The following is a 12,224-nucleotide window of genomic DNA, read 5'->3' as shown; positions in this document are numbered from 1 at the left end:
GCGAATCCTCGCCTGTTGCGAGGCTCTTCGGGCTTTGTAAAGCCGGCTGCCGATCGGGGCGGTGCGGGCGATGTCCGATGCGAATGCGGTCACGGCCGGCATTGTCGCGGGCGAATGATCGTCTCGCATCTCTATCGGGTCGTGCGAGCTCCGTATTGATGGAAGAAATCGTATTGAAACCCGTTTGTCTGTGCGCAAAATCTGCCAGTCTTCCCAAATAAGAGAACGACATCGAATTCCAATGCTTTGTAGATTGAAGATAAGTCGACAGTAAAGGCTTGAAATCTGCGGTTTTACGAGGCTGTAAGCCCATGGCGCCGAACAGAAAACTGTCGGCTCGGGGGCGTTATGGATCATGAACCGTAGACTTCTTTCGGGATGGGCAGCCGCTTTGCTGGTCATCGGTGCAAGTCCGTGTATCGGATTGGCTCAAGCACAGCCTTCGGCACCCCAAAACGCGGACGAATCAACGATCATACCGGAGCCGAACGCACCCCAGCGGCTGCCCCTCGATCGACCGTCGACGCCCGCGCCGACCACGCAGCCCGCCGTGGGGTCAGCGGATCCGCGGAGCGTGAGCCCGAAATTCGGCCTGCTCGGCAATCTCGGCGGCGTCCGCGACACGCTCTGGGAGCACGGGATCCTGCTCAACCTCGGCTACGTCTACGAGGGCGCCACCAACGCGGTCGGCGGGACTCGCACCCTGGCGCGCGGGGCCGCCCAGTTCACCGCCAAGGGCCTGTTCGATTTCGAGAAGATGTTCGGCCTGGAGGGCGGCTCGGGCGTGGTCACGCTGAGCCAGCGGCATGGCCGCGACCTGACCCTGGACGCGCATCTCGGTACGCAGACCAGCGTCGAGGAGATCTACGGCCGCAGCCGCATCTGGCGGCTGAGCCAGTTCTGGTACGATCAGAAGTTCGGCCCGTGGGTCGACCTGAAGATCGGCCGGATGCCGTCGGGCGACGACTTCGCCGGCTTCGCCTGCGAGTTCCAGCTCAACGCCCTGTGCGGCGCCCCGACCGGCAAGATCGCCGGCAACTACATCTACAACTTCCCGGTCAGCCAGTGGGCGACCCGCCTGCGCGTCGGCACGGCGGACACGGCCTACGTCCAGGTCGGCGCCTACCAGGTCAATCCGGACAACCTCGTCGAAGGCTTCAGCTTCAACTTTAGCAAGGGCACCGGCGCGCTGATCCTGTCCGAGGCCGGATGGTTCCCGAAATTCGGGGGCTCGGGCTACGCCGGCAGCTACAAGGTCGGCGGCTGGTACGAGACCAGCGGCGGCAACGACGTCTACCTGAACGACCGGCGCCTGCCCTTCGCCCAGTATCGCGGCCAGCCGCTGCACCATGACGGCCGCAACGGCCTGTATTTCGTCGGCGTCCAGGAGGTCTACCGCCCGGATCCCGCCAACACCGTCCGCAACGTCTCGGCCTTCGTCCGGGCCGTCGCCAGCGACCGGGACACGTCGGTGTATTCCGCCCAGGTGACGAGCGGGCTCGTCTACAAGGGCTGGTGCGCGGAGCGGCCGAACGACTGGATCGGACTCGGCGTCGGCCAGACGACCCCGAATCCCCGGGCGGTCGAGGCCATCGAGCAGGGCAACCTGATCAACCGGACCAACCGCCGGATGCCGGCGCAGGAACGCTTCGTCGAGGCCTTCTACAGCATCGCCGTGACCGACAACGTCGTCGTGCGGCCCAACATCCAGTACATCACCCGGCGCGCGACGCCGGAGCACAAGCCCGACGTCGTGGTGTTCGGCCTGACCTCGCTCATCACCTTCTGACCCGTCGCCCCGCAAGCCGCCCGCCGGCTCGCGGGGGGATCGACCCCACGAGGCATCGTCGCGGCCCGGACATCCGCGACGCTGTTGTTCTTGGCGGGGCGTCGCGCGGCCTGTCAGTGCGATGATCAGTGACCCGTCGACTCGTGAAGGTAAAGGCCGCGTTAAATCGCTTTGGCCTGAAACAAAGCCGGCAAAAAACTCTGGCGATGACGCCGTGAATTCTGCAAATTTGCAAAGCAAAACACCGCGTGCGGCGCAGTTTAGATGCAGATCAAACAGGTCGCGTGTCACAACGATCGACAAATGCGGTCGTATAAGACATCACCGCGCTATCACCAGGCCGTTGGAGTTGTGCGATGATCCGCCTGCAAAATATTTCAGTCCGAACGACGATGAGCGTCGTGTTCTTCGTCTTGGGTCTGATCATCTTCACCTATGCGACCAACGCGCTCATCGCGGCGCGGACGGAGGCGGTTCAGGCCGAGGCCGGCATCTCCCTGGTGCGGGCGAGCCGGGCGCTGCTTCAGACCTTGTACGCGACGCGGCTTGAGCGTGGCGCCAGCCTGCAATTCCTCGCCGCCGACCAACCCCTGGATGCCGACACCCTGTCGGGACTCTACGCGGAGCGGCAGCGGGCGGTGGCCGGCATCGCCGAGGCGACGGCTCTGGTGGACGACCTGGATCTGCCCTCCGTGAAGGCGACGCTCGGTCCGCTCCAGGCGGCCCGCGAGCGCGTGGAACGTCTCCGCCCTCGGGTCGATGCGGCCCTGCGGGTGTCCAAGGCCCAGCGCGACGCCGGCACCGTTCCGGAGGCGCAGACGGCCTTCCAGGCCATGCTCGACACCCTGACGGCGACCACCGACGCGGTCGATGCCGCGATCCCGCGCACGGACCTCGTCCTCGAGCGTAACCTCGCTCTCAAGCGCTCGGCCTGGGCAACCCGGATGGCGCTCGGCGCCGTCGCCCTGCGGATCCAGACCTCCCTGTCGGCCGGCACCCCCTGGTCGCCCGCCGAGACCGTAGCGGCCGCCGAGGAGCGCGGACGGCTCGACGCCACGTGGAACGCGGCCACGGAGACCGCGTCCAATCTGTCCTCGAAGGTCCGAGCCGCATTCGAGAAGGCCCGCGCCAGCAACTTCGAAGGGGCGCCCCTCGCCCGGCGTCTCGCCGTCTCCAACGCGCTGGCCCGGAACGAGCCGCCGCGGATCACGCTGCAGGAGGCGCGCAAGCTCGACACGCCGGAACAGGCCACCATCGTCGACCTCGCCAGCGCCGCCCTCGATGAGATGATCGCGCGCGCCGAGGCCCTGTCCCAGGAGGCGCGCAGCGTCCTGATCCGCAACGTTGCGGCGCTGTTGGTCTCCGGCCTGCTCGTCGCCCTCGCTCTGGTCGCCCTGTTCCGCTTCGTACTGCAGCCGATCCGGACCATGACCGGGACCATGCAGGCCCTGGCCGACGGGGACGCATCGGTGGAGGTGCCCCTAGGCGATCGCGGCAACGAGATCGGCGCGATGGCGCGGACGGTGCAAGTGTTCAAGGACAACCTGATCCGCGCCCGGACCCTGGAGGACGAGACCGCCCGGGCGCGGCGCGCCGCCGAGGAGCAGCGCAAGGCGGGCATGCGCCAGATGGCCGAGGCGTTCGAGCAAGCGGTCGGCGGCATCATCGGCATGGTGTCGTCCTCGGCCACCGAGCTGCAGGTCACCGCCCAGGCGATGACCGCAACCGCCTCGCAGACCGCCAGCCAATCCACCACGGTGGCGGCCGCGGCCGAGCAGGCGGCCAGCAACGTCAACACCGTGGCGGCCGCCGCCGAGGAGCTGGGCGTGTCGGTGCAGGAGATCGGCCGGCAGGTGGACGGGTCCGCCAAGCTGGCTGTGGGGGCCGCTGCCGAGGCCGGGCAGACCGGAACCTTGGTGCAGGAGCTGAGCATGGCGGTCGGCCGGATCGGTGACGTGGTCGGGCTGATCTCGAACATCGCCGGGCAGACCAACCTGCTGGCGCTCAACGCGACCATCGAGGCGGCCCGGGCCGGGGATGCGGGCCGCGGCTTTGCCGTCGTAGCCTCCGAGGTGAAGGCGCTGGCCGAGCAGACAGCCAGGGCGACTGAGGAGATTTCCGGCCAGATCGCCGGGATCCAGGCCTCCACCGGCGGCGCCGTGACGGCGATCGGCGCGATCACGGCGCGGATCCAGGAGATCAGTGGCGTGGCGACCTCGATCGCGGCGGCGGTGGAGGAGCAGGGCGCGGCGACCCAGGAGATCGTGCGCAATGTCGGCCAGGCGGCGGCGGGCACCGGCGAGGTGACCAGCAACATCGCCGGCGTCGCGGGTGCCGCGGACGAGACCGGCCGGGCGGCGGGCCAGGTGTTGAGCGCGGCGACCGAGCTGTCGCGCCAATCCGAGCATCTCACCGCCGAGGTCGCCCGCTTCCTCGACACCGTCCGGGCCGCCTGATCGCCGATCGCCCGCCTCCCTGGCCTGGACCGGCCCGAGTCGATAGAAGGCCCCCGACGGCCGGCGCGCACGGCGCCGGCTCCAGGGAGAAACCATGCCTCGCCTGTCCCTCATCGCCGGAGCCGCGTTCATCGCCATGACAGCAGCCGCGAATGCCGAGATCGTCACCCTGCCCTCGGGCCTGAAGTACCAGGACGAGGTCGTGGGCACCGGGCCCGAGCCGAAGGCCGGCCAGCAGGTCACCGTGCAGTACACGGGCTGGCTCGACGAGGGCGGCAAGAAGGGCAAGAAGTTCGATTCCTCTCGGGACCGCAACCAGCCCTTCAGCTTCCCGCTGGGCGCCGGCCAGGTCATCAAGGGCTGGGACCTCGGCGTCGCCACGATGAAGACCGGGGGCAAGCGCACCCTGATCATCCCGCCGGAGCTCGGCTACGGCGCCCGCGGCGCCGGCGGCGTGATCCCGCCGAACGCCACGCTGATCTTCGACGTCGAGCTGCTCGGCGCGAAGTAAGGTCTTCGCTGCGCGAGCGCGAGAGAGTCCCGAAAGAATGCTGTTCGCGCAGCTGCCCGACGAGCTGTTCAAGCCCCTGGCCTCCCCGAGCCGGGGCTTCAACGCGGCCCTGCTGCTGCACCTGCACCGGCGCGTCCTCGGGGCCGAGCCGGTGCGCAAGGCCGAGTTGCTGGCCGAGATCGGCGATTTCGCCGCCGGCTGGAGCGACCCCGAGATCCTGGGCGACGAGCCGATCTCCGCCGACCCGGCCGAGCGGCGCAACGCCCTCTACCGCCGTCTCCTCGACACCGGCTGGCTGATCGAGCGGCGCGAACGCTACGTGCCGGTGGTCGAGTTCGACCCCGAGGCGCGCCTGCTGCTCGAGGAGCTGTCGCGCCTGGAGCGCGGCGAGACCCGCTCGTATGGTGGCGCGGTGCTGGAAGTGCTGGGCGGCCTCGAGAGCGCCGTCTCCGATCCGGCCAACCGATCCGAGGCGCTGTCGAATGCCGCGCGGGCGTCCGCCGCCTTCCTGGCCCATGTCCGTGGCCTCGCCGCCGGCATGCGCAAGGTCGAGGAACGGATCCTGCGCGAGCCCGACCGGGCCAAGACCTTCCGGCTGTTCTTCGAGGATTTCGTCGAGCGCCACCTGATCAGCGACTACCGGACGCTGCACACCCGCTTCAACCCGTTCCGGTTCCGGGCCAGCGTGGTCCGCGAGGCCGGCCGGGCCCTGCGTGACGCCCTCACGGTCCGGGCGCTCGCCGAGGGCCTGATCCGCGAGGGCCGCAGCCCCGATCTCGACACCGCCCAGCGGGCGGTCCGGGCGGATCTCGCCCAGATCCTCTCGGTGTTCGAGGGGCTCGACAACCATCTCGACGCGGTCGACGCCGTTGTTGCGCGGCTCGAACGGCGGATCGGCGCCGCGCTCCACGCTATGGACCGGCCGGACCCGACGGGAATCGAGCGCACCGCCGCGATGCTGCGCGCCGTCGGCGCCGCCGAGGTGGCGCCCGACGTGCCGCCGGTGGTGTCGCTGCTGCGGCCGCCGATCGGCCAGGCCCACCTGCAGACGCCCCGTGCCCGCCGCAGCGCCATCGATGTCGAGCCGCTGCCGGATGTCGATTACGACCCCGCGGTCGACGCCTTCGCGCTCGCCAAGGCCGAGTTCCGCCGCCGGACCACCGTGACGCCGGAATCCATGACCGCCTTCGTCGAGGCGCGGCTCGGCAAGGCCGTGTCGCTGCGCGGCTCGCAGATCACGATCGAGGGGGTCGACGACTTCGTGGTGTTCCAGCGCCTGCGCGAGATCGACGTGCTGTTCGATGCGCGGCTGCGCGACCGCTACGCCGTGGTCCGGCTGCCCGAGCGGCTGGCCAATGGCTGGCTGGATTGCCCGGATTTCGTGGTGGAGCGTCGCGTCGGTGCTTGAGGGGTTTCGCGCGATCATCGACGGCGACGAGCCGCCGCCGCCGGGGGCTCGGGCGCCCGATGCCGAGGAGCTGTGCCGCGCCCTGCAGGTGATGCTCAAGGGCCAGGTGATCTACGCCGACACGCCCGGCATCGGCCGCTCCTACGAGCTCGCGCGGCACTACGCGCCGTTCTTCACCGACTACTTCGCCTGCCTCGGCTACGCGCTCACGGTCTCGCACCGCGACCAGATGGTCTCGCTGAGCCCGGCCGCGGACGCGCCCCGGCACGACATCGCCTCCGAGCGCCTGCGCAAGGACGAGACCCTGGTGCTGCTGGCGCTCCGGCTGCTCTACGAGGAGGGATTGCGCGATAACCGCGCCGGCACCGACGGGATCGTCGAGTGCACCACCGACGAGATCGTGGAGAAGATCCGCGCGGTGGCCCGCAACGAGCCCCCGGAGGAGGGCCGGCTCGCCGACATCCTGCGCCTCTATGCCCGCCGCGGCGGCCTCAGGATGGGCGAGCGCGACCGGGTCGAGCGGGTGACGCCGCTGTCGCTGCTGCCGGGTCTGGCGGTGCTCGCCTCCGACGCCTGGCTGGAGCGCCTGCGGGCGTGGTCGGAAGCCGGGGAGTTCTGAGAGCAGCCCTCCCCGTCATGGCGCGCAGCGAAGCAACCCCGGGCGGCGCGCGATCTGAGAAGGTGGCGCTTCTGGGTTGCTTCGCTGCGCGCGCCATGACGGCGTGATCCTTCAGGCCGCCCGCACCGTCGCCAGAAACCGCGCCACCTCGTCCCCGAGCTGCGACGCCTGGCGGGCCATCTCGGAAGCCGAATCGAGCACTTGGCCCGCGGCGTTCCCGGTTGCCTCGGCGGCGCCGGCCACGCCGGTGACGTTGGCGGTCACCGCCTCGGTGCCGGACGCCGCCTGCGCGACGTTGCGGACGATCTCCTGGGTCGCCGCGCCCTGCTGCTCGACCGCCGCCGCGATCGCGGTCGCCATGCCGCTGATCTCGCGGATGCGGGTGGCGATGCCGTCGATCGCGCGCACCGCCTCGTCGGTCGAGCCCTGGATCGCGCCGATCTGGGCCGCGATCTCGGCGGTGGCGCGGGCGGTCTGGGCGGCGAGCGCCTTCACCTCGGTGGCGACCACCGCGAAGCCGCGCCCCGCCGCGCCGGCCCGGGCCGCCTCGATCGTGGCGTTGAGCGCCAGCAGGTTGGTCTGGTCGGCGATCGAGGAGATCAGGGTCACGACCTCGCCGACCCGGTGCGCCCCGGCGCTCAGCGCCTGGACCAGCTGCGCGGTCGCGGCCGCCTCGTGGACGGCGGTCTGGGCCAGATCCGCCGAGGACCCGACCTGGCGGCCGATCTCGTCGACCGTGGAGCCGAGCTGCTCGGCCGCCACCGCCACGGTGGTGACGTTGGTGGAGGCCTGCTCGGCCGCCGCGGCGGCGCTGGTCGACTGGCCGGCGGTCTGCGTCGCCGTGGCGCTCAGCCCCTGGGCAGTGGCCTGCAGCCGGGTCGCCGCCGCCGCGACCGAGCCGACGATGCCGCCGATCGCGGTCTCGAACCGGTCGGCCAACATGTGCGTCGCCTCCCGGCGCTGGGTCTCGGCCTCGACGCGGGCCCGGGCCGCCTCGGCCTCGAGGGCGCGGGCGTGCAGCAGGTTCTGCCGGAACACCGCGACGGTGGCCGACATGGCGCCGATCTCGTCCCGCCGGGCCGCGTAGGGGATCGCCGCCTGCGTGTCGCCGTCGGCCAGGCGACGCATCGCCCGGGTCATGATGGTGATCGGCCGCGACACGCCGACGAAGCTGTAGAGCGTCGCCCCCAGGGCGATCAGCAGCGTGACGCCCAGCATGATCACGGTCGAGCGGACGGCCTCCGCCTGGCTCCGGCGGGCGTTCCGGCCGGCCTCGTCGCCGGCCTTGATGTTCATCTCGGCCAGCGCGTGCGCGGCCCCCGCGGCGGCGACGTAATGGCCGTTCATGCTGCCGCGGAAATACGCCATCGCGGGTTCGCGCTGCTCGAGGGTGAAGCCGCGCAGCCGCTCCCAGTCGTAGTGCTGGATCTTGAGCTTGGCGAGCAGGTCGTCGAACAGGGCCTTCTCCTCGGGCGAGGCGATCAGCGCCCGGTAGGCCTCGACCTTGGCGTTCCGCTCCCGGGTGAGCGCGTCGACCTCCTTCACGGTGAGCTGCCGCTCGGTCTCCGCCGCCGCGGTGACGAAGCGGACCTGCGCGAGCCGTGTCCGGATCACCAGGGCCTCGATCGCCTGCGCCTCGTTCATCGACAGAACCGCGTGGTCGAGCAGCGTCGCGAGCTGCCGGTCGAGGGCGATCATCTTATGGATCGCGAATCCCCCCTGAAGCGCGGCGGCCAGGAGGAGCAGAGCGAAGAGGCCGCTCAATTTGAGCTTCAGGCTGGCGCGCATGATTTTTATCGATCCCCCCGGACGGGAACGATACCGGCGCCGAATTGTCTGACAAGTGGTCGATCGCGCCGGCGGTGACAGGCGGGCGCCGGCAACGCCGAAGCTTGCATGCGCGGCCGAACCCGGCCAACTGGGCCGCGCGTCTTCCTGCAGCGTCCCGGCCTCCCGACATCGTGTACGTCCTCACCGATATCGCCATCTCCAATTGGTACCTGATCCGCCGCGAGCAGATCCGCCTGCGGGGCGCCGCCGCCCTGGTGGGGCCGACCGGGGCCGGCAAGTCCACGATCTTCGACGCGGTCGGCACGGTGCTGGCCGGCAACAATGCCAGCCGGCTGGCGCTCAACGCCTCCGCCTCCGGGCGCAGCGCCCGCACGGTGCGCGACTATTGCCTGGGCTGGATCAGCGACCCGGCCGAGGGCGGCCGGCCGACGCGGGAATCCTGCGAGACCGTGCTCGCCCTGGTGTTCGAGAACCCGGCCTCGGGCCGTACCGTCACGGTCGGGCTGGCGCTCGCCGCCCGGGCCGTGGAGCCGCGCGAGACCGTGCTGTCGCGGTTCATCGCGGTCGGCCACCGGTTCGAGATCGCCGATTACGCCCGCACCGCCCCGGGCGGCAGCTACACGGCGCCGTGGAGCGAGATCGCCGCCGACCTGCGCGCCCGGGCGGCGAGCTTCACCGAATACCGCACCTCCGGCGAGCGCTTCACCGCCGACATCCTGGCCACCCTGCGGGAGGGTGCGCCCTCCCCCGAGCCCCGGCACTTCCTGCGCAGCTTCGCCAACGCGGTGGCGTTCAAGCCGATCTTCGACACCAGCGCCTTCGTGCGCGCCTTCGTGCTCGACCCGGAACCGCTGGATGTCGAGCGGGTGCGGCTGTCCATCGCCAATTGGCGCCGCCTGCTGGAGACGATCGGCGAGCTGGAGAGCCGGCTCGCCCGGCTGCGCCGCCTGCGCGACCGCTACGATGCCTGGAGCGAGGCGGTGCTGGCCGCCGCAGCCCATGAATTCCGGGCGGCCTGCGCCGAATTGCGCCGCCGCAGCCTCGACCTCACCGCGGTGAGGCTGCGCCTGCGCGAGGGCGCCGATACGCTGCGGATCGCCCGGGAGCGCGTCGCGGCGAGCCGCGGGCACGTGCGCGAGATCGACGGCGAGATCGCCGAGAAGAAGGCCCTGCTCGCCGGCAGCGCCGCGGAGGGGCGGCTCGCCGCCTCGACGCTCGGCCTGTCGATGCTGGAGCGGGACCGGAAGGAGCTGGTCGCGCGGGTTTCCGACCTCGTCGGCCTCGTGGGCCAGATGGGCAAGCTCCAGCCCGTCGCCCCGATCCTGCGCCAAGCCTGCCCGCCGGCGGCGCGGCTCGCGGAATCCTGCGCCCGCGCCGGCCTGCGCCGGGAATCCTCGCCCGAGGAGATCCTGCGCCCGGACGGGCCCCTGGCCGAGCTGATCGACGGCCTGGCGCGCCTGCCCGAATTCGACGAGGCCCTGGAGCGGGCGGCCGAGGATGCCGCGCTCAAGGCCCGCGCCCAGGAGAGCGAGGCCGAGCGCACCGCGCCCCGGACCGGGGGCGGCTCCGCGGCGCGCCTGTCCTCCGACACGGTGGCGTTCCGCGGCGAGCTGGAGCGGCGCGGGATCGAGGCCCTGCCGATCTGCGAGCTGGCCGAGATCGTCGATCCGACCTGGGGGCCGGCGCTCGAAGGCCTGCTCGGCCGCGCCCGCGAGGCCCTGGTGGTCTCCCCCGACCGGCTGAGCGAGGCCCTGGGTGTGCTCCAATCGGGCCGCGACCGGTTCCACCGCTGCATCCTGGTCAAGACCACCGACACCGCCAAGCAGCGCTCGCGCCGCTACGATGACGGGCCGCTCACCGTGATTGAGACGAGCGATCCGCACGCGGAGGCGTTCCTGGGGGTGCGGCTCGGGGGTTACGACCTCGCCCGGGACGATGCCGAGCTGGCCCGGCTGTCCCGCGCCGTGGCGCCGAGCGGCCGGACCACCGCCGGCATGGCCTATTCGGTCACCCGCAACGTCGACCTGCTGATGACCCGCGGCCATCGCGGCCCCACGGTCGACAGCCGCCGCGCGCACGAGGCCGCGGTCGCCGAGGCACGGCGGCTGCGCGGGGAGGCTGCGGTCCTGCGCGAGGCCGCCCGCACCGCCGCGGCGGTACGGGCGCGCATCGCCCGCGGCCTCGACGACATCGACGCCCTGCGGGGCGAGCTCGACGGGCTGGAGGGACGGCGGCGCACGCTCCAGACCGAGCGCGAGGGCATCGAAAAGCGCGACACTGCCGGCCTGACCGCCGAGATCGCGGCGCTGACCACCGAGCGGGTCGGCTACCTGCGGGAATTGTCCGAAGAGCTGGAGCCGAAGCTCGACCGCCTGCTCGCCGACGAGGCGGCCTTGCGAGCGCGCCTCGGGCCCGTGCGCGAGGCGGCCCGGGCTGCCCTGGCGGCGCGGCGCTCGGCCCTGCGGCAGGTCATGGGCGGCGACGCGGCGCGGGTGCGCCTCGCCCGCTCCGAACCGTTCAGCGTCGGCGTGATCGCGGAGGCGCGGGGTGCCCTCGCGGGCCTCGACGCCAAGGCCGCCGGCACGCGGGCTGCGACGGAGCGGGGCCTTGCCCGGGAGGCCGCCGAGGCGGCCCGCTCGCACGGTCGGATCGCCGAGCGCGAGTTGACCGAGGCCTGCTCGGCCTGGCGGGTCGAGAATCCGTTGAATGCCGGCGACGCCCCGGCGATCGACGGCTATGCCTGGGTCCGGCGGGAATACGAGGCCGTGGAGGGCCACGAGCTGCGCCGCTACCGCGCCCAGGCCGAGCGGGCCGAGGTCGAGATGCGCCGGCTCATGACCGAGGATCTGCTGACCCGCCTGGCCGACCGGTTCGAGCGGGTCCATGCCCGGCTCGCGGCCCTGAACGAGCGGCTCTCGGCGCGCAGCTTCACCGGCCAGACCTACGCGTTCGAGGCGGCGGTGGACCGCCGCTACGCCGCCGTCCACGCGCTGGCCACCGAGACCGCCCGCTCGCCGGAGGCCGCGCAGGCGCTGCTGGCGGGCGAGACCGAGGGGCCGATGGCGGCGGCTCTGGAAGAGATCACCGCGCTGATCGCCGGCCAGGAGGATGCGGCCCGGCTCGCCGATTACCGCAACTACTTCGTCTACGAGATCGGCATGAAGGACGCAGCCGGCAACCGCACCACCATGTCGGCGCGGGCCCTGCGCGGTTCGGGGGGCGAGGCGCAGGCGCCGTTCTACGTGGCGATCGCGGCCTCGCTCGCCAGCGCCTACTACCCGGGCGACCGGCCCGGCGACGAGAATCCGGGGCTGGGGCTCTGCCTACTCGACGAGGCGTTCTCGAAGCTCGACGTGCGCAACAGCCAGGCGCTGGTCGATCTCTACCGCGCCTGGGGGCTGCAACTGCTGATCGCCGCCCCCGAGGACAAGCGCACGACGCTGACCGAGGTGATGGACACCATCGTCACCGTCTACAAGAGCCCGGATCTGACGTCGGTGCGGATCGAGGCCGAGCATCCGCTGGAGGCGGCGCGCCGGGCGCTGCACGCGATCAATCCGGAGCAGGTCGGGATCGAGGGATTCCGCCGCTCGGACGCGGCGGAGTGAGCCGGCGGGGTACCGGGGCGGAGCCTATGGCCGCCTTCCCCG

At 71.5% G+C, this 12,224-nt stretch carries 7 protein-coding genes; 6 read left to right on the top strand and 1 reads right to left on the bottom strand.

Translation table 11 applies throughout. The features are described from left to right. Window positions 1–574 precede the first annotated feature (574 nt). The 5 genes from LGR69_RS23070 to LGR69_RS23050 all read left to right on the top strand — a co-directional run bounded on the left by LGR69_RS23070 (window position 575) and on the right by LGR69_RS23050 (window position 6,783). Entirely contained in the window at window positions 575–1,789 is a 1,215-nt protein-coding gene (locus LGR69_RS23070; RefSeq protein WP_230367461.1) for a carbohydrate porin, read from the top strand. Window positions 1,790–2,181: 392 nt separating this feature from the next. Next, window positions 2,182–4,245 (top strand): methyl-accepting chemotaxis protein, encoded by a 2,064-nt coding sequence (locus LGR69_RS23065; protein WP_230367460.1) that lies wholly within the window; start codon window positions 2,182–2,184, stop codon window positions 4,243–4,245. 94 nt (window positions 4,246–4,339) lie between these two features. Further along, a complete protein-coding gene (locus LGR69_RS23060; RefSeq protein ID WP_007569323.1) occupies window positions 4,340–4,756 on the top strand; it encodes an FKBP-type peptidyl-prolyl cis-trans isomerase in 417 nt (138 codons plus the stop codon). 37 nt (window positions 4,757–4,793) lie between these two features. After that, the gene (locus tag LGR69_RS23055) at window positions 4,794–6,164 is read left to right on the top strand and encodes a Wadjet anti-phage system protein JetA family protein (RefSeq protein ID WP_230367459.1); all 1,371 of its coding nucleotides are present in this window, start codon (window positions 4,794–4,796) and stop codon (window positions 6,162–6,164) included. Then, window positions 6,157–6,783: a DUF4194 domain-containing protein gene (locus tag LGR69_RS23050; protein ID WP_230367458.1), complete on the top strand. Its 627-nt coding sequence runs from the start codon at window positions 6,157–6,159 to the stop codon at window positions 6,781–6,783. Before LGR69_RS23055 ends, LGR69_RS23050 begins: the two co-directional genes overlap by 8 nt. Window positions 6,784–6,894: 111 nt before the next feature. Here the strand turns inward: LGR69_RS23050 and LGR69_RS23045 are convergent, their stop codons facing one another. Continuing rightward, window positions 6,895–8,571 (bottom strand): methyl-accepting chemotaxis protein, encoded by a 1,677-nt coding sequence (locus LGR69_RS23045; RefSeq protein WP_230367457.1) that lies wholly within the window; start codon window positions 8,569–8,571, stop codon window positions 6,895–6,897. A 173-nt stretch (window positions 8,572–8,744) separates the two neighbouring features. On the opposite strand from LGR69_RS23045, the gene LGR69_RS23040 reads away from it, so the two are divergent. Further along, window positions 8,745–12,182, top strand: a complete 3,438-nt coding sequence (locus LGR69_RS23040) for an SbcC/MukB-like Walker B domain-containing protein (protein ID WP_230367456.1) — start codon at window positions 8,745–8,747, stop codon at window positions 12,180–12,182. The last annotated feature ends 42 nt before the right edge of the window (window positions 12,183–12,224 follow it).

It is taken from the genome of Methylobacterium brachiatum (assembly GCF_020523825.1).
GTDB classification, from domain to species: domain Bacteria; phylum Pseudomonadota; class Alphaproteobacteria; order Rhizobiales; family Beijerinckiaceae; genus Methylobacterium; species Methylobacterium brachiatum.
This window is presented reverse-complemented; position numbering and strand designations above follow the sequence as displayed.

What these genes read in the sequence shown, in the direction of transcription:
- LGR69_RS23060 (WP_007569323.1), top strand. Translation starts at nt 4,340, where the DNA reads ATGCCTCGCCTGTCCCTCATCGCCGGAGCCGCGTTCATCGCCATGACA.
- LGR69_RS23055 (WP_230367459.1), top strand. Translation starts at nt 4,794, where the DNA reads ATGCTGTTCGCGCAGCTGCCCGACGAGCTGTTCAAGCCCCTGGCCTCC.
- LGR69_RS23065 (WP_230367460.1), top strand. Translation starts at nt 2,182, where the DNA reads ATGAGCGTCGTGTTCTTCGTCTTGGGTCTGATCATCTTCACCTATGCG.
- LGR69_RS23045 (WP_230367457.1), bottom strand. Translation starts at nt 8,571, where the DNA reads ATGCGCGCCAGCCTGAAGCTCAAATTGAGCGGCCTCTTCGCTCTGCTC.